The sequence below is a fragment of the Saccharopolyspora thermophila genome (genome assembly GCF_014646075.1).
Classification (GTDB): Bacteria; Actinomycetota; Actinomycetes; order Mycobacteriales; family Pseudonocardiaceae; genus Saccharopolyspora; species Saccharopolyspora thermophila.
Genome location: NZ_BMMT01000009.1, coordinates 105,935 through 126,637, shown reverse-complemented (window position 1 = coordinate 126,637; position 20,703 = coordinate 105,935). Strand labels below are relative to the sequence as shown.

23 protein-coding genes are annotated in these 20,703 nt (G+C 71.8%); 10 read left to right on the top strand and 13 right to left on the bottom strand.

All coding sequences use genetic code 11. The features are described 5' to 3' along the window. Window positions 1-92 precede the first annotated feature (92 nt). From IEY17_RS14365 to IEY17_RS14355, 3 genes are read right to left on the bottom strand one after another with little or no spacing between them, the layout of a single operon-like run. Window positions 93-896, bottom strand: coding sequence for an SAM-dependent methyltransferase (locus IEY17_RS14365; protein WP_188987885.1), 804 nt, complete (start codon window positions 894-896; stop codon window positions 93-95). A 1-nt stretch (window position 897) separates the two neighbouring features. Beyond that, window positions 898-1,095, bottom strand: coding sequence for a ferredoxin (locus tag IEY17_RS14360; protein WP_188987884.1), 198 nt, complete (start codon window positions 1,093-1,095; stop codon window positions 898-900). An 11-nt stretch (window positions 1,096-1,106) separates the two neighbouring features. Continuing rightward, window positions 1,107-2,309 (bottom strand): cytochrome P450, encoded by a 1,203-nt coding sequence (locus tag IEY17_RS14355; RefSeq protein WP_188987883.1) that lies wholly within the window; start codon window positions 2,307-2,309, stop codon window positions 1,107-1,109. A gap of 144 nt (window positions 2,310-2,453) precedes the next feature. On the opposite strand from IEY17_RS14355, the gene IEY17_RS14350 reads away from it, so the two are divergent. Next, entirely contained in the window at window positions 2,454-3,110 is a 657-nt protein-coding gene (locus tag IEY17_RS14350) for a TetR/AcrR family transcriptional regulator (protein WP_188987882.1), read from the top strand. 19 nt (window positions 3,111-3,129) lie between these two features. Here IEY17_RS14350 and IEY17_RS26105 read toward each other — a convergent pair whose 3' ends face one another. The 7 genes from IEY17_RS26105 to IEY17_RS14320 form a co-directional block, all read right to left on the bottom strand. After that, window positions 3,130-3,273, bottom strand: coding sequence for a VOC family protein (locus IEY17_RS26105; RefSeq protein WP_373289883.1), 144 nt, complete (start codon window positions 3,271-3,273; stop codon window positions 3,130-3,132). Then, window positions 3,270-3,512, bottom strand: coding sequence for a VOC family protein (locus IEY17_RS26100; protein WP_373289882.1), 243 nt, complete (start codon window positions 3,510-3,512; stop codon window positions 3,270-3,272). Before IEY17_RS26100 ends, IEY17_RS26105 begins: the two co-directional genes overlap by 4 nt. A 69-nt stretch (window positions 3,513-3,581) precedes the next feature. Continuing rightward, complete coding sequence (locus tag IEY17_RS14340) at window positions 3,582-4,916, bottom strand: uracil-xanthine permease family protein (protein ID WP_188987881.1); 1,335 nt, start codon at window positions 4,914-4,916, stop codon at window positions 3,582-3,584. Window positions 4,917-5,068: 152 nt separating this feature from the next. After that, window positions 5,069-6,064, bottom strand: coding sequence for a TIGR03842 family LLM class F420-dependent oxidoreductase (locus IEY17_RS14335; protein ID WP_188987880.1), 996 nt, complete (start codon window positions 6,062-6,064; stop codon window positions 5,069-5,071). Between the two features lie 29 nt (window positions 6,065-6,093). Next, on the bottom strand, window positions 6,094-7,494 hold the full coding sequence (gene hydA / locus IEY17_RS14330; RefSeq protein ID WP_188987879.1) for a dihydropyrimidinase: 1,401 nt from the start codon (window positions 7,492-7,494) through the stop codon (window positions 6,094-6,096). After that, on the bottom strand, window positions 7,491-8,789 hold the full coding sequence (locus tag IEY17_RS14325) for an aspartate aminotransferase family protein (protein ID WP_188987878.1): 1,299 nt from the start codon (window positions 8,787-8,789) through the stop codon (window positions 7,491-7,493). Before IEY17_RS14325 ends, hydA begins: the two co-directional genes overlap by 4 nt. A 10-nt stretch (window positions 8,790-8,799) precedes the next feature. Next, window positions 8,800-9,642 (bottom strand): nitrilase-related carbon-nitrogen hydrolase, encoded by an 843-nt coding sequence (locus IEY17_RS14320; protein ID WP_188987877.1) that lies wholly within the window; start codon window positions 9,640-9,642, stop codon window positions 8,800-8,802. Window positions 9,643-10,208: 566 nt separating this feature from the next. On the opposite strand from IEY17_RS14320, the gene IEY17_RS14315 reads away from it, so the two are divergent. The 4 genes from IEY17_RS14315 to IEY17_RS14300 are packed head-to-tail and all read left to right on the top strand — an operon-like array spanning window position 10,209 to window position 13,819. Continuing rightward, window positions 10,209-10,790 carry a hypothetical protein gene (locus IEY17_RS14315; RefSeq protein ID WP_188987876.1) on the top strand — a complete coding sequence of 194 codons (582 nt, stop codon included), beginning with the start codon at window positions 10,209-10,211 and terminating at the stop codon, window positions 10,788-10,790. Next, complete coding sequence (gene bufB, locus IEY17_RS14310) at window positions 10,787-11,650, top strand: MNIO family bufferin maturase (protein WP_188987875.1); 864 nt, start codon at window positions 10,787-10,789, stop codon at window positions 11,648-11,650. The genes IEY17_RS14315 and bufB overlap by 4 nt, the downstream gene beginning before the upstream one ends. Then, window positions 11,643-12,476 carry an HvfC/BufC N-terminal domain-containing protein gene (locus IEY17_RS14305; RefSeq protein ID WP_188987874.1) on the top strand — a complete coding sequence of 278 codons (834 nt, stop codon included), beginning with the start codon at window positions 11,643-11,645 and terminating at the stop codon, window positions 12,474-12,476. Before bufB ends, IEY17_RS14305 begins: the two co-directional genes overlap by 8 nt. After that, on the top strand, window positions 12,473-13,819 hold the full coding sequence (locus IEY17_RS14300) for a ferritin-like domain-containing protein (RefSeq protein ID WP_188987873.1): 1,347 nt from the start codon (window positions 12,473-12,475) through the stop codon (window positions 13,817-13,819). The genes IEY17_RS14305 and IEY17_RS14300 overlap by 4 nt, the downstream gene beginning before the upstream one ends. A 44-nt stretch (window positions 13,820-13,863) precedes the next feature. Here the strand turns inward: IEY17_RS14300 and IEY17_RS14295 are convergent, their stop codons facing one another. Then, on the bottom strand, window positions 13,864-15,252 hold the full coding sequence (locus IEY17_RS14295) for an NAD(P)/FAD-dependent oxidoreductase (protein WP_188987872.1): 1,389 nt from the start codon (window positions 15,250-15,252) through the stop codon (window positions 13,864-13,866). Window positions 15,253-15,256: 4 nt separating this feature from the next. Then, a complete protein-coding gene (locus tag IEY17_RS14290) occupies window positions 15,257-15,640 on the bottom strand; it encodes a DUF5313 family protein (RefSeq protein ID WP_188987871.1) in 384 nt (127 codons plus the stop codon). A gap of 216 nt (window positions 15,641-15,856) precedes the next feature. Between IEY17_RS14290 and IEY17_RS14285 the strand changes: the two genes are divergently transcribed. The 4 genes from IEY17_RS14285 to IEY17_RS14270 all read left to right on the top strand — a co-directional run bounded on the left by IEY17_RS14285 (window position 15,857) and on the right by IEY17_RS14270 (window position 18,861). Further along, complete coding sequence (locus IEY17_RS14285; RefSeq protein WP_188987870.1) at window positions 15,857-16,009, top strand: hypothetical protein; 153 nt, start codon at window positions 15,857-15,859, stop codon at window positions 16,007-16,009. Between the two features lie 217 nt (window positions 16,010-16,226). Next, the gene (locus tag IEY17_RS14280; protein ID WP_373289881.1) at window positions 16,227-17,192 is read left to right on the top strand and encodes a formylglycine-generating enzyme family protein; all 966 of its coding nucleotides are present in this window, start codon (window positions 16,227-16,229) and stop codon (window positions 17,190-17,192) included. Between the two features lie 221 nt (window positions 17,193-17,413). Beyond that, the gene (locus tag IEY17_RS14275) at window positions 17,414-17,944 is read left to right on the top strand and encodes a hypothetical protein (RefSeq protein WP_188987869.1); all 531 of its coding nucleotides are present in this window, start codon (window positions 17,414-17,416) and stop codon (window positions 17,942-17,944) included. Window positions 17,945-18,009: 65 nt separating this feature from the next. After that, window positions 18,010-18,861 carry an SDR family oxidoreductase gene (locus IEY17_RS14270; protein ID WP_188987868.1) on the top strand — a complete coding sequence of 284 codons (852 nt, stop codon included), beginning with the start codon at window positions 18,010-18,012 and terminating at the stop codon, window positions 18,859-18,861. A 26-nt stretch (window positions 18,862-18,887) separates the two neighbouring features. Here IEY17_RS14270 and IEY17_RS14265 read toward each other — a convergent pair whose 3' ends face one another. Beyond that, a complete protein-coding gene (locus IEY17_RS14265) occupies window positions 18,888-19,892 on the bottom strand; it encodes an NADP-dependent oxidoreductase (RefSeq protein ID WP_188987867.1) in 1,005 nt (334 codons plus the stop codon). Window positions 19,893-20,007: 115 nt separating this feature from the next. Between IEY17_RS14265 and IEY17_RS14260 the strand changes: the two genes are divergently transcribed. Then, window positions 20,008-20,652 (top strand): TetR family transcriptional regulator, encoded by a 645-nt coding sequence (locus IEY17_RS14260; protein WP_188987866.1) that lies wholly within the window; start codon window positions 20,008-20,010, stop codon window positions 20,650-20,652. The last annotated feature ends 51 nt before the right edge of the window (window positions 20,653-20,703 follow it).

The following is a 20,703-nucleotide window of genomic DNA, read 5'->3' as shown; positions in this document are numbered from 1 at the left end:
GATCCCCGACCACGTTCACGCGGGAAGCCATCCCTTGCGAGCACGCCCGGCGGCCGCGCCGCCGCAACGGCGGGCGTCGCAACGGCGGGCGTTCAGGGTTTGCGGGCCACGCCGCCGGGACCGGTCCACGGCTTGCCGCCCGGCGGCAGCTCCCAGGAGTCCGGCCGCCATTCCGCGAGGTCCACCAGGCCCGGTGGGAGCAGCTCCAGGTCACCGAACATCGCGGCGATCTGTTCCTTCGGGCGCATGTGGAAGCCGCCGATGCGGCGGCTGTAGAGCTCGGCCGCCTCCCGGGTCGACTCCGGGATGCCGTCGCTGCAGGCGTGCGAGATCGCCAGGTAGCTGCCGCTGGGCACCCGGTCGACGTAGCGTGCCACGACACCGGCCGGGTCGTCGGAGTCCGGCACGAAGTGCAGGACGGCGAAGAACAGCACCGCGACCGGCCGGTCGAAGTCCAGAGTGGACCGCACCTCGGGGTGGTCGAGCACCTCCTCAACGTCGCGGAAGTCGGCGCGGATGGCGGTGGCGGGGTCGTTGCCGCGCAGGATCGCCTGGCTGTGTGCCACGGCCACCAGGTCGTTGTCCACGTAGACCACGCGGCATTCCGGATCGACTCGCTGGGCGATCTCGTGCACGTTGCCGACCGTCGGGATGCCCGAACCGAGGTCGAGGAACTGCCGCACGCCCAGCTCGGCCAGGTGGTGCACCACCCGGCGCAGGAAGGACCGGTTGGCCCGCAGCACGGCCGGCAGCGACGGCATCAGCTCGGCGGCCTTCTCGGCCAGCTCCCGGTCGACCTGGAAGTTGTGTGAACCCCCGAGGTGCACGTCGTACACCCGGGCTGAACTGGGCCTGCTGACGTCGACGCCCTGCGCCCACCACGGTTTCGCCCCCACGTCATTCGGCGACCAGCGACAGCGCTCCCGACGGGCACACCTGCACCGCTTCGCGGGCCGCCACCTCGTGTGCGCCGGTCACCTCCGGCGACCGCAGGACGACACGCCCGTCCGCGTCGTCCTGGTCGAACAGCGCCGGGGCGGTCAGTACACACTGCCCGGCTCCGACGCAGCGCTCCAGGTCCGCTTCGATCCGCACGTCCGCTCCTCTCACCAGGTGACCGGCAGTTCGTAGGCGCCGTAGATGTTGGCGTCGGTCTTGAACGGGATGTCCTCGACGGCAGCGGCCAACCGCAGGCCGGGCAGCCGCCGGAACAGCGTGTCGAAGACGACCTGCAGCTCCATCCGGGCGAGGTTCTGCCCGAGGCACTGGTGCGGCCCGAACCCGAAGGCCACGTGCCGCCGGTCGCCGCGGGCCAGGTCCAGTTCGTCGGGCCGGTCGAAGACCTCCGGATCCCGGTTGGCGGCGATCCCGACGGCCAGCACGCCCTCGCCCTCCCGGATCAGCTGCCCGCCGATCTCGACGTCGGCGGTCGCCACCCGCGCCGTCGCGGCCTCGACGATGGTGAAGTAGCGCAGCAGCTCCTCCACCGCGGCCGGGGTTTGGCTTGGGTCAGCGACGATCCGCGCCAGCTGCTCGGGGTTCTCCAGCAGCGCCAGGGTGCCCAGCGAGATCATGTTGGCCGTCGTCTCGTGCCCGGCGATCAGCAGCAAAACCGCCAGGCTGACCACCGCGTCGTGGTCGTAGTCGCCGTCCTCGCGCCGCTTGCGGATCTGCCTGCCGAGCAGGTCATCGGTGGTGTCGCGTTCCTTGGCCGTGACCAGCTCGTCCAGGTAGGACCGGATCTCGGTGATCAGCCGCAGGCGCTCGTCCGCCGGCGTGGTGCGGCGCAGCAGCGCGCTGCTGCGCCGCTGGAAGAACTCGTGGTCGGCGTAGGGCACGCCGAGCAGCTCGCAGATCACCAGCGACGGGACCGGCAGGGACAGCGCCCGCACCAGGTCGGTGGGGCGCGGCCCGTCGATCATCGCGTCGATGCAGTCGTCGACGATCTGCTGGACGCGCGGGCGCAGGTCGGCGATCCGGCGGACGGTGAACTCGCCGAGCACCGCGCGGCGCGCGGCGGTGTGCTCGGGGGCGTCCATCGTGATCATCGACGGTGCCACCGTGGGGACGACGTTGCGCGCCCCCGGGGCGAGCTGCGGGAAGCCGGGGTTGCGGCGGTCGGCGCTGAACCGCGGGTCGGTAAGTACCCGGCGGACGTCCTCGTGGCGGGTGACCAGCCAGGCGGTGCCGCCGCCGAGCATCGGGACCTTCGAGACGGGCTCCTCGGCGCGGCGGCGGGTGTACTCGGCGGGCACCTCGTACGGGCAGGCGCGCACCTTCGGGAAGGTGCCGGTGGTGGCTTCGGACATCACGTGACTCCCTGATCACCGAGCGGACAACTGGATGAACTTCTTCCGTTTATAGCGAACCGGAAGAATTCCGTCGACCTTTCTCCCGCCGGGAGACATGCGACAATCCGCCCACCAGCCCACCGCACGACACCAGCGAGGACCATGACCACCGACGCGACCCCGCGACTGCGGGCGGACGCCCGCCGCAACCGCGACCGGATCATCACCGCGGCCCGCACGGCGTTCACCGACCGCGGCACCGATGTGCCCATGGAGGAGATCGCCCGCATCGCCGGAGTCGGCATCGGCACGCTCTACCGGCGCTTCCCGGACCGCGACTCGCTGATCCGCGCCGTCGGCCAGGACGCCTTCCAACGGGTCCTCGACAAGGCCCGCGAGATCGTGGACAGCGAGCCCGACCCCTGGCAGGCGCTGACCGAGGTCCTGCTCAGCGGCACCGACCTGCACACCGTGGTCCGGTTGTCGATGCTCTCGGAGCGGGCCCGCAGCGTCCTCGGCGACGACCCCGAACTGCAGCGGTGCCGCGACGAGCTGCTGGAGATCATGGACGGCCTGGTGCGCGCCGCGCAGGAGAACGGATCGCTGTGGCCGGACGTCAGCAGCGGCGACATCGGGATCATCCTGTCGATGCTGCTGCAGAACATCCACGCCGCCCCCGAGGACGTCCGCCGCGACGCGCCCGCCCGCTACCTGACGCTGGTGCTCGACGGCCTGCAGGCCCGCCCGGGCACCCCGCTGCCGGGCCGCCCCGTCACCCCCGAGGACATCGTCATGAACCGGCCCAACGCCCGGCGCTGAACCCGGGAGCGGCCCGCGGCTACGTGGCCATGTCGTCGGCCTGGAACATGCCGAACACGTTGCCCTCGGTGTCACGGCAGTAGGCGACCCAGCCCATGCCGGTCAGCGCCGTCCTGGGCATCGTCACCCGGCCGCCGGCGTCCTGCACGATCGACAGCATCATGAGTCCATATCGGCCACCTCCATCGTGGTGGCGAAGCCGGTGATCGGGGTGTCGTCGGTGGGTTCCGGGCCGGAACGCAGACGCATGCCGCCGTCGATGCCCGGACCGGTGCCGGTGAAGACCAGCCAGTACGGGTTGTCCTCCCATTGCTGGAACCGCCACCCGAACACGGTGGCGTAGAACGCACGGGCACGCTCCACGTCGGAGACGTGGATCTCGAAGTGGACCGGACGCAGCATGGCGGCCTCCTCGACACCGGGCCCTCCGCTGCCGAACGTAAGCCCTGCCCGGTCCGGTCGCACTGACGATCAGCGGCGCACCAGCACCCGCAGGAGGTGGTAGCCGAGCAGCGTCACCAGGGTGCCCAGCGCGATGCCGCTGAGCGAGAACCGCGGGGTGATCTGCAGCGACACTCCCCCGATACCGACCACCAGCCCGGCGGCCAGCGGCAGCAGGTTGACCGGATCGCCGAAGTCCACCCGGTTCTCCACCCAGATCTTCGCGCCCAGCAGCCCGATCATGCCGTACAGCACCACCGTGATGCCGCCCAGCACGCCGCCGGGCGTCGCCGCGACCACCGCCCCGAACTTCGGACACAGTCCGAACAGGATCGCCACGATCGCCGCCACCCAGTAGGCCGCCGTGGAGTACACCCGGGTCGCGGCCATCACGCCGATGTTCTCCGCGTACGTGGTGGTGGGCGGGCCGCCGACCGCGCTGGACAGGGCGCTGGCGAAGCCGTCGGCGAAGATGGCCCGGCCCAGGCTGCCGTCCAGGCGGGTGCCGGTCATCTCCTCCACCGCCTTGACGTGCCCGGTGTTCTCCGCGATCAGCGCGATCACCGCGGGCAGCACCACGATGATCGCCGCGGCGTCGAACGAGGGGGCGTGCAGGCTGGGTAGGCCGAACCAGCTGGCGTCCGCCACGGCGCTGAGGTCGACACGCGGGTGCGTGCTGACCTGGCCGCTGCCGTCCGGCGCCGTGATCGGCCCGAAACCCCGGTCGAACAGCCACGACAGCGCGTAGCCCGCGACCAGGCCGAGCAACACCGCGATGCGCGACCAGAAACCGCGCAGCAGCACACTGCAGCCCAGCACCACCACCATGGTGATCAACGCGATCCACTGGTCCTGCGGCCAGTAGGTCTCGGCCACCACCGGGGCAAGGTTGAAGCCGATCAGCATCACCACCGCACCGGAGACGGCCGGCGGCAGCAGCCGGTGCACCGCCTGGGCCCCGACGACGTGGATGACCAGTCCGAAGGCGGCCAGCACGAGGGCGCAGACCAGGATCGCGCCGGTGACCGCCGAGGAGTCCCCGCCCCCGGCCCGGATCACCGCCACCGCACCCACGAAGGACGCGCTGCTGCCCAGGTAGCTGGGAATTCTGCCCTGCACGATCAGCAGGAACAGGATCGTCGCCGCGCCCGAAACCATGATCGCCAGGTTCGGGTCCAGGCCCATCAGCACCGGGAAGACGAAGGTGGCGCCGAACATGGCGACGACGTGCTGCGCCCCCAGGCCGATGGTGCGCCCCCAGGACAACCGTTCGTCCGGGGCCACCGTCTCACCGGGGCGCGGAGTGCTGCCGTCCCCGTGCACCCGCCAGCCGATGCCGAGCTTCGCGCCGAGTCCCTGCCGCATGGCGTGCCTTCCGTTCCACCCCGCCGACCGGGGCCTGCGAGTTCCCGCGGAACTCTACAAAGCAACCCCGGTGTGACCCGCAGCCAGCGGTGCGGGCAACGCCCGGGCCGCTGCCCGCAGGTGGTCGGTGGCAGCGCGGCGCCACCCGCCGGTCAGGACACGACCGGGATGATCTGTTCGCCGTAGGTCTCCACAGTGGAGTCGATCGCGTCGTGCATCGCGTAGACGGCGAACTGGTCCACCCCGGTTTCGCGGAGCTCGGCCAGCCGGTCCAGGTGCGCCGCGACCGGGCCGAGGAGGCAGAAGCGGTCCACGATCTCGTCGGGCACGAAGTCGGTGCTGCGGCTGCCCGGACGGCCGTGGTGCGCGTAGTCGTAGCCCTTCCGGTCCTTGATGTAGTCGGTGAGCGCGGTGGGTACCGCCCCGGCCGTGCCGTAGCGCTCGACCAGGTCGGCGACGTGGTTGCCGACCATGCCGCCGAACCAGCGGCACTGCTCGCGGGCGTGGTCGAGGTCCTCGCCGACGTAGGCGGGCGCGGCCACGCACACCGCGATCGACGACGGGTCACGCCCGGCGTCCGCGGCGGCCCGGCGGACGTGGTCGACCATCCAGCGCGTCAGGAACGGGTCGGCCAGCTGCAGGATGAAACCGTCGGCCTGCCGCCCCACCAGCTCCAGCGCCTTGGGGCCGTAGGCGCCCATCCAGATCGGCAGGCTGCCGCCGCGCACCCACGGCAACCGCACCGGTGTGCCGTGCAGCTGCACCTCGCGGCCCTCGGCCAGCTCCTTGATCACGTGCATGGCCTGCTCCAGGGTGGCCAGCGTGGTGGGTCGCCCGCCGGTCACCCGCACCGCCGAGTCGCCCCGGCCAATGCCGCACACGGTGCGCGGCCCGAACATGTCGTTGAGCGTGGCGAAGGTCGACGCGGTGACCGTCCAGTCGCGGGTGGCCGGGTTGGTCACCATCGGGCCGACCCGCAGCCGCTCGGTGGCGGCCAGGATCTGGCTGTGGATGACGAACGGCTCCTGCCACAGCACGCAGGAGTCGAAGGTCCACCCGTGGCTGAAGCCGAGCTGCTCGGCGCGACGCATCCGGTCCACGACCAGCGACGCCGGTGGGTCGGTCTGCAGCACGAGACCAAGATCCATGTCACGGCCCCTTCCGTGGGTTCGGTCCGTCAGACCAGGTACTGGCAGGTGTCGCGGCGCAGGAACGCGCCGTGCCCGGCGCGGCCCTGGTAGGTGCCGGCGTCGACGATCACGTCGCCCCGGGACAGCACGGTGCGCACCGCACCGGTGACGCGGCGGCCCTCGTAGGCGTTGTAGTCGACGTTCATGTAATGCGTCTCGGCGGACAGCACGTGCTCGGCGCGCGGATCGTAGATCACGATGTCGGCATCGCTGCCGGGGGCGATGGTGCCCTTGCGGGGGTGTAGCCCGAACATCCGCGCCGGGGTGGTGCAGGCCAGTTCCACCCAGCGGCGGCGGCTGATGCGGCCCTCCACCACGGCCTGGTGCAGCAGGTCGATGCGGTTCTCCACGCCCGGGATGCCGTTGGGAATCCTGGAGAAGTCGCCGCGACCGAGTTCCTTCTGGTCCGTGAAGCAGAACGGGCAGTGGTCGGTGGAGACCACCGAAAGGTCGTCGGTGCGCAACGCCCGCCACAGGTTCTGCTGGTGGTCGGCGGGCCGCAGCGGCGTGGAGCAGACGTACTTGGCGCCCTCGAACCCGGGCCGGGCCAGCTCGTCGGCGGTCAGGAACAGATACTGCGGGCAGGTCTCGCCGAAGACGCTGAGCCCGCCGTCGCGGGCCCGGGCGATCTCGGCGACCGCCTCGGTGGCCGAGACGTGCACGACGTACAGCGGGGCACCGGCCACTCTGGACAGCTGGATCGCGCGGTGGGTGGCCTCGGCCTCCAGCAGCGGGTGCCGGACCTGCGCGTGGTGGCGCGGGTCGGTGCGCCCGGCGGCCAGCGCCTGCCGTACCAGGACGTCGATGGCGATGCCGTTCTCGGCGTGCATCATGACCAGCGCGCCGTTGTCGGCGGCCTGCTGCATGGCGCGCAAAATCTGCCCATCGTCGCTGTAGAACACGCCGGGATAGGCCATGAACAGCTTGAAGCTGGTGATCCCCTCGGCGACCAGTGTGTCCATCTCCTTGAGCGCCTCGTCGCCGACGTCGGAGAGGATCATGTGGAAGGCATAGTCGATGGCGCACCGCCCGTCGGCCTTGGCGTGCCAGGCGTCCAGGCCCTCGCGCGGCGAGCCGCCGACCGGCTGGATCGCGAAGTCAACGATCGTGGTGGTGCCGCCCCAGGCGGCGGCGCGGGTGCCGGTCTCGAAGGTGTCCGACGAATGGGTGCCGCCGAAGGGCATCTGCATGTGGGTGTGCACGTCGACGCCGCCGGGGATCACGTAGTGGCCGTCGGCGTCGAGCACCGCGTCCGCTGTGGACACCCACTGCTCGGCGATCTCCGGCGCGGCCACGGCGGCCACCCGCTCGCCGTCGACGAGCACGTCGGCGCGGAGCTCCTCGGTCGCGGTGATCACCAGGCCACCGCGGATGATCTTCCGGCTCATCGCCGCCCCACTCCCTCCAGCGCCGCCAGCACCACCGCGGCGCCCTCGTGGGCCTCGTCCTCGGTGAGGCTCAGCGGCGGGGCGATGCGCAGGACGTTGCCGTCCAGCCCACCCCTGCCGATGAGCACGCCGCCGCGCCGGGTCTCCTCCAGCACCTCGGTGGCGAGGTCCGGTGCGGGTGTTCCGTCCGGGTGCGCCAGTTCGATCCCGATCATCAGGCCCTTGCCGCGCACGTCGACCACCGCGGGTGCGCGGTCCGGTGCGCCCTCGAGCTGGCGGCGCAGGACCGCGCCGACGCGCGCGGCGTTGCCCTGCAGGTTGTGCCGCAGCAGGTGGTCGAGGTTGGCCAGCGCGCCGGCGGCGGTGATCGGGCTGCCACCGAAGGTGGAGATCGAGTTGGTGCCGACGCTGTTCATCACCTCGGCGCGGGCCACGACCCCGCCGATGGACAGGCCGTTGCCGAGGCCCTTGGCGAAGGTGACCACGTCCGGCGGGCCGCTGCCGGCGTGCGCCTGCCAGCCCCAGAAGTGCTCGCCGGTGCGGCCCCACCCGGTCTGCACCTCGTCGCTGATCCACAGGATGCCGTGCCGGTCGAGGACCTCCTTGAAGCGGGCCAGCAGGCCGTCGGGCACCACCGAGGACCCGCCGACGCCCTGGATCGGCTCGGCGATCAGGCAGGCCACGTTGCCGTGCAGCTGACCCAGCACGTCCTCCAGGTCGGCCACGCACGCCTCGGCGAACCGCTCGTCGGGCAGGTCGGCCAGCGGCGTGCCACGACGGCGGGTGCCGTGCACGAAGGCGGTCTGCACCGGGGAGAGGCTGGTCGGCGACCAGCCGCGGTTGCCGGTGACGGCCAGCGCGGAGAACGACCTGCCGTGGTAGCTGTTGCGCAGCGCGAGGACCTGGTTGGAGCGGCGGTGCGCGGTCGCCAGCAGCAGCGCGGTGTCGTTGGCCTCGGTGCCGCTGGTGGTGAAGAAGACCCGCGGGTCGTTGATGCCGGACAGCTCGGCGATGCGTTCGGCCAGCTCGATCATGGGGCGGTTGAGGTACAGCGTCGAGGTGTGCAGCACCCTGCCCGCCTGCTCGCGGACGGCGGCGGTGACCTCCGGCAGCGCGTGCGCGGTCAGCGTGGTCAGGATGCCGCCGAAGAAGTCCAGGTAGCGGTTTCCCTCGGCGTCCCAGACGTGCCGCCCCTCGCCACGGGCGAGGTCGATCGGCTGGTCGTAGTAGAGCGTGAGCCAGTCCGGCAGCACGGCGCGGTGCCGCTTGGTCAGTTCGGCGTGCGTGCTCGTCATCGCCCCTCCCTCACGGCTGGACCAGCGGCTGGTAGGCGTCCGGGCGGCGGTCGCGGTAGAACGCCCAGGTACGGCGGACCTCGTCGATCAGGTCGAAGTCCAGATCGCGCACCAGCAGCTCCTCGTCGGTGGTGCTGGCGGGTTCGCCGACGAACCGCCCGTAGGGGTCGACGAAGTAGCTGGTTCCGTAGAAGTCGTTGTCGCCGTACTCCTCGACGCCGACCCGGTTGATGGCGGCGACGAAGTACTCGTTGGCGACCGCCGCGGCGGGTTGCTCGAGCTGCCACAGGTAGGCCGACAGGCCGCGGCTGGTCGCCGACGGGTTGTAGACCAGCTGGGCTCCGGCCAGCCCGAGGGCGCGCCATCCCTCCGGGAAGTGCCGGTCGTAGCAGATGTAGACGCCGATGCGCCCGACCGCGGTGTCGAACACCGGCCAGCCGAGGTTGCCGGGCCGGAAGTAGAACTTCTCCCAGAATCCCGGCAGGTGCGGCAGGTGGTGCTTGCGGTACTTGCCGAGGTAGCTGCCGTCGGCGTCGATCACCGCGGCGGTGTTGTAGTAGAAGCCGGGGCCGTCGATCTCGTAGAGCGGCACGACGAGGACCATGCCGAGTTCCCGCGCCAGCGCGCACATCCGCCGCGTGGTCGGCCCGTCGGGCACCGGTTCGGCCCACCTGTGGTGCTCCGGGTCCTGCACCTGGCAGAAGTACGGCGCGTTGAAGACCTCCTGGAACCCGATGATCCGGGCGCCCTGCGCGGCGGCGGCGCGGGCGTGCGCCTCGTGCTGGTCGACCATCGAGGCGGTGTCGCCGGTCCACTTCGCCTGGACCAGCGCGGCACGGACGATGTTGGGCATGGCTGCGCTGCACCCCTTCGGTCACTGCTGCCCTCGGGCGACGGTCTCCGGAGAGCCGCGATGACGAGCCGGTCGGCCCGTCCACCGAAGGTATGACCAGCGGGGACCACGCGCAATGATCAATCGGTTACCCAGAGTTCCCGGTTGGCCGCGGTCGACCGCGCGGCACGCCGCTGGCGAGGGACAATGCGGCCAGCGGCTCGAAGCGGGGTCGCCGGAATTCCCCCGAGCAGGCGAAGCGCCGGTGCGTCGGGCACGCTCGGGGTCGGCGCCCGGGTGCGCCGCTGCCGGCCGGCACGCACAGCAACCCCCAGCACGGAGTCGCCACGGGTGACGCGTTCGGCTCGCACCGAGGAGAGCGACGTCTGCGCCGAACCCGGGCGGGACAACGGATTTCGCGAACGGCTCTCCGTTTCCACTGCTCGATGGAGGGGAACCGGTGGCCCGGTCGAGGGAAACCGGCAATCCGCCGTAGTGGCGCACCGGCGACCTCGGTACGCAGGAATGTGGCGCCGCGGGGCCGGCGCCGCAGCAGTCGGGATCTCCGGAAGCGGGCGAGGTGCGGCATGACCGGTTCGGGCCACCAACACGACGGGCACCGGCAACAGGACGAGGCCACACCGTGGTTGTCGGCCGAGTACGCCGCCGAGGTCCGCGACCGCGGGCGGCGACACGGGCGGGACCGCGGCGCTCCGGCCGAAGCGATGGAACTGCACATCTGCATGGGCCTGAGCGCCTGCAAGGGCCTGGACGCCGACGGGAACGCCTACATGGCGGGGACCGGCACCTGTGCGACGGTGGAGCACGTCTGCCACGGCGAGGGGCACTGCCGCGGCCAGGGCGGGTGCGGCTACCACGGCGGCGACTACCAGCAGTTCTACCCGGGTGCCCAGGCGTGCCGGTTCAACGGCAGCTGCGCCAGCCCGGTCAACGTCAGCCGCGTCTTCTCCGCCGGACCGCTCAAGGGCAAGAGCGTGTGGAAGCAGGCCCGGCGGCTGTTCGAGGCCCGCATGCACGAGGCCAACCTCGCCTTCGGCCCGTCGCCGGGCGAGGGCATCCCCGACGACATGCTGCCGCGCTACGACGTGATGCGGGACGAGGACATCCCGCCGCACCCCGCCGAGAACCGCACGCAGGAGGACGCGTGACGTCCCATCCCCCGGCCGCCCGGCCGGGCGATCTCGGGCGCCTGGCCTTCGGGGTGGGCTTGCGCACCCCGCACCTGGAGCACATCCGGCGCGAGCGCCCGGCGGTCGACTTCTTCGAGGCCATCTCGGAGAACCACCTCGACCCGCACGGGCACCGGCGGTGGGCGCTGGAGGAGGTCGCGGACCGCTACCCCGTCGTGCTGCACGGGGTGTCGATGTCCATCGGCAGCACCGACCCGCTCGATCTGGACTACCTCGAGCGGCTGCGCCGGTTGGCCGAGGCAACCGGGGCCCGGTGGGTGTCCGACCACGTGTGCTGGACCGGGGTGCTCGGCATCAACACCCACGAACTGCTGCCGCTGCCGCTGACCGAGGAGGCGCTGACCCACGTGGTGCGGCGGGTGCGGGCCGCGCAGGACGTCCTGGGGCGCCGGCTCGTGCTGGAGAACCCCAGCACCTACGTGCAGTTCACCGGGGCGACCATGACCGAGTGGGAGTTCCTCGCGCGGCTCGCCGAGGACGCCGACTGCGGGTTGCTGCTGGACGTCAACAACGTTCACGTCTCCGCCCGCAACCACGACTTCGACCCGCTGGAGTACCTGCGGGCGCTGCCGCACGACCGCGTCGTGCAGCTGCACCTGGCCGGGCACACCGACCACGGCACGCACATCATCGACACCCACGACGCGCCCGTGGCCGACCCGGTGTGGGAGCTGTACCGGGAGGCCGTCCGGCTCACCGGCGGAGTGCCGACGCTGCTGGAGTGGGACGACCGGATCCCGGAGTTCCCGGTGCTCGAAGCGGAGCTGGCCAAGGCCCGCCGCGTCGCCGCCGAGGCCCTGGGAGGCGACGATGCCTGACCCGCTCGGGCTCGCCGAGCTCCAGCGCTGGATGCAGCGGGCGATGCTGGACCCCGACGGCCTGCCCGCCGACGTCGAGCAGGTGGTGACCGCCTCGGCGCGGCTGAGCGCCCGGGAGCGGCTGGCCGTGTACTGGCGGGGTTACCGGTTGCGGTTGGTGGAGGCGATGCGCGGCTTCCACCCGGCGGCGTGCCACCTGCTGGGCCGGGAGCTGTTCGACCGGTTCGCGCTGGACTTCCTGGACGCGCGGCCGTCCCGCTCCCGCACCCTGTTCCGGCTGGCCGACGGTTTCGCCGAGCACGTCGAGGCCACCCAGCCCGACACCGGCGGGGAGTCCTGGCCGGACCTGGTGATCGACCTGCTGCGGTTCGAGCGCGCCGTCAACGACGCACTCGACGCCCCCGACGACGGCTGCGGTGGTGTCGAGGTGCCCGACGACCCGATGCGGCCGGACCTCGTGCTGCGACCGGCACCGGGGCTGGGTCTCATCCCGGCCCGGTTCCCGGTCCACGAGTACACCCTCGCCGTGCACCGTGGCGAGGACCCGCCGATCCCCGCGCCGCGGCCGAGCCTGCTGGCCGTAGCCCGGCGCGACGGCCACGTCGTCACCCGCGAGGTCGGGCCCGGGGCGTTCCGGGCGCTGCGCGCCCTGGCGAGCGGGACACCGGTCGGCACCGCGCTGGGCGACGTGGACCCGAAGACGGGCCGGGCCTGGTTGCGGGACTGGGTCCGGGCGCGGTTGTTCACCGCGATCGACCGACCGGATGCCGGGGGCGCACCGCCGGACACCACGCACCACACCCTCGTAGAAAGCGGCCTGCGATGACCACCACCGAAGTCAGGGCAGTACAGCCCACCGTTCCCGTCTGCGCGCTCGACCCGACCAAGGAGATCGACAACCTGGACGACCTGGCCAAGCACCTCAAGGTGGCCGCACAGGTCGAGATGTCCACCATCCCGCCGTACCTGTACTCCGCCTACTCCATCCGGACACGGGGCTACTCGCAGTGGGCACCGCAGCAGGGCGCGCTGCGCACCCTGATCGGGGTGGCCATCGAGGAGATGCTGCACCTGTGCCTGGTCCGCAACATGATGATCGCCATCGGCTACGGCGCCGACATCGACTTCTACGATCGGGCCTTCCTGCCGGAGTTCCCGTCGCGGATGCTGCACCGGACGCCACCGCTGGATTTGCACCTGCGGCGCCTGTCGACCGAGCACGTCGACACCTTCATCGAGATCGAAAAGCCGGACAAGCTCGAGGAGGCGGACGTGTTCCGCGCCCAGCCGGACGACCTCGAGCAGTACACCAGCCTCGGCGCGTTCTACCGGAAGATCGAACGGGGCTTCACGCGGCTGCAAAACCAGATCAACTGGCTCGAGACGAACGTGGAGTACCAGTACCGCCGGGGGTTCTGGAACCAGTTCGGGGCCGGCCACCCCATCCTGATCAAGAATTTCAAGGACGTCCAGGCCGCCCTCCGCACCATTATCGAGCAGGGCGAAGGCAGCGAGAACCACCACACGACGGCACCGACAGACCCGGAGAACCCCAGGCCGGGGTACGAGGAGTTCACCCACTACGAGAAGTTCCTACGAATCAAAAAGCACATCGAGGGCATCGGCGCGGGCAACGCCGAGGAGGGCTACGACTTCACCATCGACGACCCGCACGCCGTCTGGCCGGTCATCGACGACCCTCGGATCGCCGACTTCGCACCGGGCGGCCCACTGGAGAACCAGTCGGTCCACGCACTGATGCAACTGTTCAACGCCGCGTACTGTTACCTGCTCTGCATCCTCGACAAACTGTTCAACACGCCCACCAACGACCTGCGCTGGGGCAAGCTGCCCGGCACCGAGCGGGACGTGCTGTACAGCCGCCGCTACGGGCTCGAGCGCAACAGCATCGCGATCATGCAGGGCGTGCTCTACCCCATCGCCGACCGGCTGGTCCGCACGCCGCTCCACACCGAATCGCGGCAACCGGGTCCCATCCCGCACGCCGGACCGTCGTTCGAGTACTACGAGTTCCCGAGCGGCAGGCAGACCAAGAAGCAGCACCTGGTGGAGCTGTGTGAGCAGGCGGTGAAGCACTTCCCCGAGCTCGGCGGTGATGACGGCGTGCAGCGCCAGATCAACCTGCTCATGGACCTCGAACTCCGCTGACGGCGATGTCAGGTTCCCGGCGCGTCCGGGGACCCCGCCGCGCGTCAGGAGCCGAGACCGAGTCCGCGCCGGTCCAGCAGGCTCAGCCAGCGGCCGCGGCGACCGCCGTCCTCGTCGGCTCTGGCCAGGGCTCGGGTGGTGTAGCGGACCAGCGGCCAGCGCAGCGGTTCCGGCGGGAACGGCACCGGCCGGTCGCGCACCATCGCCAGTCGGGTGCGTTCGGTGTCCTCGCCCCACAGCAGGTCCAGCACGGTGTTCGCGCCGAACCGGGACGCCGCCACGCCCAGGCCGGTGTAGCCGACGGCGTAGGCCACCGCCCGGTCGCAGCCGAACAGCGGCGTGAACCGGGTCGTCGAGTCGATCGGGCCGCCCCATCGGTGTGTGAACCGCACCCCCTCCAGCTGCGGGAAGGTGGCGAAGAAGTGCCGCGCCAGTCGTCGGTGCGCGCGGTCGCAGCGGGCGAGCTCCGCAGCGGTGCGGCCGCCGAAGTGATACACCGGCTCGTGCCCGCCCCACAAAATCCGGCCGTCCGGGGTGGGCCGGTAGTAGTGGAAGTGGTTGCCGCTGTCGGTGATGCCCTGCCGGTCCCGCCACCGCAACGACGCCCACTGCTGCTCCGAGAGCGGCTCGGTGACCAGCACGTAATCCCAGATCGGCAGCACGTACCTGCGGATCGAGCGCAGCGGGGCCGGGAAGGCGCTGGTGCCCAGCACCACGCCCGCTGCCCGCACCGTCCCGTGTGGAGTGCGCAGCCGGACGCCGGTCCGGTCTCGGCGCAGCCCGCGCACCGGGGTGTTCTCGTGCAGCCGCACCCCGAGTCGTTCCGCGGCGGCCGCCAAACCCCACAGCAGCCGGGCCGGGTCGACCAGTCCACCGGCGTCGGGCAACCGGAGCCCGGCCCGGTAGGTCGGCGACGCCACGTCCGCGCGCATCCCGCCCGCGCCCAGGAACCGGGCGGCCATGCCGTGTTCGCGGTACAGCTCCGCCTCGTCGCTGAGCTCGCCGACCTCGTGCGGCCGGGTGGCCACGCTGGTCCTGCCGCACAGCCGCAGGTCCGCGTCGATGCCCTCGGCACGGACGAACTCCCCGATCTCCTGCAGATTCTGGCGCCCGAGCGCGACCAACCGCGCGAGTTCCCCGGGCCAGCGCACCACCCCGTGGGCCAGGCCGTGCGTCAGCGACTCGGAGAGGAAGCCACCGTTGCGTCCGCTGCCGCCCGCCCCGAGCAGGTCCGCCTCCAGGAGCACGACGTCAAGGTGCGGATTCCGCTGCTTGGCGAGGATCGCCGCCCACAGGCCGGTGAACCCGCCGCCGACGACCGCGAGATCGGCTCGCCGGTCCCGCGCCAGCGGTGCGCGGGGCGGTGGCCGGTCGGCGCGGTCCAGCCACAGCACCGCGATGTCGGCGTCGGCCAACGCCGCGTCGATGTCCATCCGGTCACTCCCACCAGGGCCGGTAGCCGATGCCGTGCTTGGCGGCACGGCGGACGTCGCGCCGCAGTTCCCGCGTCTCGCGGGCCATGCCCGCCGGGAACCCGTGCTTGATCGCACGGTGCTCGGCCGTCTCGCCCATGTAGCACAGCGAGTAGAACAGGCCGACCAGCAGGCCGAGCAGGATCGAGGTCAGCCTGATCCACAGCGGACCGGGCAGCAGGACCAGCAGGCAGAACGGCGCGAGCTGGATCAGGGCGCGCACCAGGTGCCGCAGCACCCACGTGCGGCAGGTGACGTCGTGCAGCACCCACTCGGCGCACCGGTCCGGCAGCTTGCCGCCGAAGGCGTACCAGACCCACTGCGCAGGATTGGGTCGGTTGGTCGCCATCTCTCCAGGCTAGTCTTCGCGGGTCCTGCGGGGACCGCCCGTTCGGCCGGACGTGCTCGGCGGTGATCCTACTGCCACCGCTGGCGGGCGGTGCTGGTCCCCGCCGGTGGTGCAACGCGCGTCACGTTCGGCACCGCAACGCGTCCCACCGGTAACGCGTCCACCGGTAACGAAAACCGATCGCCACCGATGGTGAGGGCAGAAGGGGTGAGGAACGTGTTCGTCGTCGTTGTGGCCATGTTGTTGGTGTTGATCCTGGGTGCTGTGATGTTCACCGACGTGCTGGACGACAATGGGCCGCTGGACCGCCGGGTGCGGGATCTGGCGGCGCAGCTGAAGCGGGACATCCGGCTGTTCGGCCACCGCTGAGGCGCTTTCGGTCGGGCGCCGGCCTCGCCACCCCGGCGGGGCCGGCGCTCTGCTACCGACCCAGCAGGCCCCGCTCGGCGATGCTGGCCATCAACGCCCGCACTCTGAACGTCCACTCCGGACACTTCTCGGATCGGGTCACCCGCTGCCGAGGGTCGGCATACCGACTCGAACACGGCTGCGGGCGGCTCGCGCGGCACCGCTTACGGTGGAGGCCGTGATCGAGCACTCAGGATGCTGCGGCCCGACCCGAGGCGCCCTCGGCGGGGCCGCGCCGAGCTCCCCCGCGCCGGAACCCGCGCCCGCGCCGACCGCGGTCGCGGCGGTGTTCGCGGACCTGCCGGGTGGGACGTTCCAGATGGGCACCGAGGACACCGACGGGTTCCCCGCCGACGGCGAGGGCCCGGTGCGTCCGGTGGCGCTGTCCCCGTTCCGCATCGCGGTGCACACGGTGACCAACGCGCAGTTCGGCGAGTTCGTGGCCGCCACCGGTTACGTCACCGACGCCGAGCGGTTCGGCTGGTCGTACGTCTTCGCCGGGTTCCTGCCGAGGGCGCTGCGGAAGGTTTCCCCGCGCCCGCAGCAGACGCCGTGGTGGTGCGGGGTGGAGGGGGCCTGCTGGCGCGCCCCCGAGGGACCAGGGTCCACTGTGGCGGACCGCGCCGATCATCCGGTGGTGCACGTGTCCTGGCACGACGCCGTCGCCTACTGCCGCTGGTCGGGCACCCGGTTGCCGACGGAGGCCGAGTGGGAGTACGCCGCGCGCGGCGGGCTGTCCGGTCGGCGCTTCCCGTGGGGCGACGAGCTGACCCCGGGCGGGCAGCACCGCTGCAACATCTGGCAGGGGCAGTTCCCGGTGAAGAACACCGCGGAGGACGGCTACCGCGGTACGGCGCCGGTGGACGCCTTCGAGCCCAACGGGTTCGGCCTGTACAACGTCGCGGGAAACGTGTGGGAGTGGTGCTCGGACTGGTGGGGCACCGAGCACGGTTCGTCGCTGGTGACCGATCCCACCGGACCGGCCGACGGCAGCGCGAAGGTGATGCGCGGCGGCTCGTATCTGTGCCACGCCTCGTACTGCAACCGCTACCGGGTCGCTGCGCGCACCAGCAACACCCCGGACAGCTCCAGCGGCAACATCGGATTCCGCGTCGTCGCCGACACCCCCGCCGACCAGCGATGATCTTGTGTGCGGGACATCGGCGGGGGTGGCGCGCGGCCGCGGCGGTGTCGTAGGGTTCGCTTGTCGCCGTCACCCATTCGAGTGACGGCTTTGCTGCGAACAGACCTGTCCGGACAGTGGGGTGACTTCAGGTGCGTCCGTCATCGTTGCCGCGAGCCCGCACTCGTGGGCGCCACCGCCGGGTGGAGCCCAGGACGTGGCGGCCCGGTACCCCGCCGCGCGTGGTCGGGTACGCCGTCGCGGTTTTCCTCACCGTGATCGCGGTCAGCAGCGCCGACTACGGCGACGACAGCCCCGCCCCTGCGCCGCGGGCCGCTGCCGCGCCCGCCGCGCAGCTGCTGGCCCCGGAGGTCGTCCCGACCGTGCCGGACCTGGGCGCGCCGACCCCGCCGCCGCAGCTGCTCGCCAGCCAAGCCCCGGCCCCGGCCACCACCACGCCGGCCCGGCCGGAACCCACGACCGAGTCCGACGAGCCGGACACCACGACGACCACGCCCACCATCGAGCCGTCGGCCCTGCAGGAGACCGCCCCGCCGACGGCGGCGCCCGGCGAACCGACACCGCCCAGCGACGCGAGGCAGCCGGGCAAGCCGACGCCGCCGGACGAGTCGACGCCACCCGAGGACGACTCGAGCGGGATCGCACCGCCGTCGGAATCCACGCCGCCCGGCCGCTTCGAGCCGGAGCCGAGCCTGCTGCCGGGCCTCGGCGGTGTCCTGGATGACCTGACCGGTCCGCTGCTCGGCCGCTGAACCGGCAGCGGCCGAGCCCCGGTGCGACAGTGAGGTCGGCCGAGACGGACGCCGGGGGTGCCGCCATGGACGCCGGGAACGCCACGACGGGCGCAGTCGCGATCACCGGGGGAACCGGACACCTGGGCCGCGAGCTCGTGCGCCTGCTCACACCCACCCACCGGGTGCGCATCCTCACCCGCCGCCCCGGGACCGACCCCGAGGTGGAATGGGTGCGCGGCGACCTCACCACCGGCGAGGGGGTTGCCGAGCTGGTCGCCGACGCACACACCGTGGTGCACGCGGCCACCTGGTCCCCGGTCGCGCAGCGCGGCTTCCCGCACCCGGTCGACTTCCGGCGCAGCCCGCCCGACGTCGACGTCGACGGCACCAGCCGGCTGCTGGAAGCCGCCACCGCCGCCCAGGTCCAGCACTTCCTGTACGTCTCGATCGTCGGCGTCGACCGGCCCGCCCTGCCCTACCTGCGGCTCAAGCACACCGCCGAGGAACTGGTGAGCGTGGCCGACGTGCCGTGGTCCATCGCGCGCGCCACCCAGTTTCACTGGCTGCTGGACCGGATGCTCACCCGCGCCGCGCGGCTGCCGGTGCTGCCGCTGCCCACCGGACTGCCCACCCAGCCCGTGGACGCCCGAGACTTCGCCGAGTACCTCGCCGAGCACGTCCGCGGCGGGGCCGGGGGTCGGCTCGACGACTTCGGCGGACCGGAGGTGCTGACCCTCGGTGACGCGGTGCGGTCCTGGCAGCGGGCCCGCGGCCGCCGCCAGCGGGTGATCGGCCTGCCCGCCCCGCGACGGCTGCGGCGCGTCGCCACCGAGCTGACCTGCCCGGGCGGTCGCCGCGGCCGGACCACCTGGGCCGAATGGCTGGACTCCCACCCAGCCGAGCAGCCTCCCTCCACTTCGGACCACGCGCGGTAGACCCACGTCGACCGACGGACGACGGCTCAGGCGATCCTGACCAGCATCTTGCCGGTGTTCTCGCCGCGCAGCATGCCCAGGAACGCCTCCGGGGCGTTGCGCAGGCCCTCGACCACGGTCTCGCGGTAGGTGATCCTGCCCTCGCGCAGCCAGCCGCCGACCTCGGCGAGGAACTGGTCCTGCCGGTGCGGGTGGTCGGTGACGATGAAGCCCTGCAGCTTCAGCCGCTTGGTGACCAGCATGAACATGTTGCGCGGGCCGGGCTGCGGCTCGGTGGCGTTGTACTGGGAGATCATGCCGCACTCGGCGACGCGGCCGAAGTCGTTGAGCGCGCCGATCGCGGCCTCCAGGTGCTCTCCTCCGACGTTGTCGAAGTAGACGTCGATGCCATTGGGCGCGGCCGCCGCGAGCTGCTCGGCCACCGGGCCGTCGTGGTAGTTGAACGCGGCGTCGAATCCGGCCTCCTCGACGAGGTAGCGGACCTTCTCCGCCGACCCGGCGCTGCCGATCACCCGCGACGCGCCGCGCAGCCTGGCGATCTGCCCGGCCAGCAGGCCCACCGCGCCCGCCGCGGCGGAGACGAACACGACGTCGCCCTCCTTCAGCTCGGCGACCTCGACGAGGCCGACGTAGGCGGTGAGCCCGGGCATGCCGAGAACGTAGAGGTAGGCGCCCAGCGGCGCGGCCTGCGGGTCGACCTTGACGGCGTGCTCGGGCCGAACCACCGCGTGGTCGCGCCAGCCGAACTGGTGCACCACGTGGTCGCCGGGCTGGAAGCCCTCGGCGTTGGAGGCGACCACCTCACCCACCGCGCGCCCCTGCAGCGCCTTGCCGACCTCGAACGGCGGCACGTAGGACCTGCCGGCGTTCATCCGGCCGCGCATGTAGGGATCGACACTCATCATGAGGTTGCGCACCAGCAGCTCGCCCTCGCCGGGCCGCGGGGTCTCGACCTCGACGATGTCGAAGTTCTCCGGCGTCGGCCAGCCCTTCGGGCGGGACGCGAGGCGGATCTCCAGCCCCTTGGTCATCTGTGCTCCCTTCACGGGGTGCGGCTGGCACCGACCGTCCAGCAAACGTGTCATTTAATGCCAGTTGACACTCGATGACTTTAGTCGGTCGCTGCCCTGATGGCAGAATGGGGGCATGAGCGCCCCGACCGACCAGGGTGGCCTGCGGGCCCGGAAGAAGCAGCGCACCCGGTCCGCCCTGATCGACGCGGGGCTGGACCTGTTCCTCAGCCAGGGCTACGACGAGACCACCATCGACGAGATCGCCACCGCCGTGGAGATCTCGCCGCGGACCTTCTTCCGCTACTTCGACGGCAAGGAGGACGTTGCGCTGGCCAAGGGCACCGAGTTCGACGAGCTGGTCTGCCGGGAGCTGGCCGCGCGGCCCGCCGACGAACCACCGCTGGTCGCCCTGCGCCAGGCAGTGCTGGACGCGGTGCGGGAGTCCGCCTCCCGCGAAGGCGTCCCGCGGTTCCTGCGCATCCAGCACCTGATCAGCAACACGCCCGCGCTGCTGGCGGGCAACCTGCGGCGGGCGGCGCTGAACGAGGAACTGCTGACCACCGAGATCGCCCGGCGGCAGGGCGTCGACCCGGTGCGCGACCTACGGCCCCGCGTCCTGGTCGGCATCGTCTACGCGGCGCTGCGCATCGGGCTGCAGACCACCTGCGCCGACGGCAGCCGCGAGCTGGCGCGGCTGCTGGAGCTGGTCGAGCAGACCATTGACCTGGCCACGGCCGGGGTCCCCGCGCGCTGGGGCGCGGACCCGCGCACCTGGTGATCACGCCTATGATCGATGCCGACCGCCGAGCAGAAGGGGCACCGTGAGCGA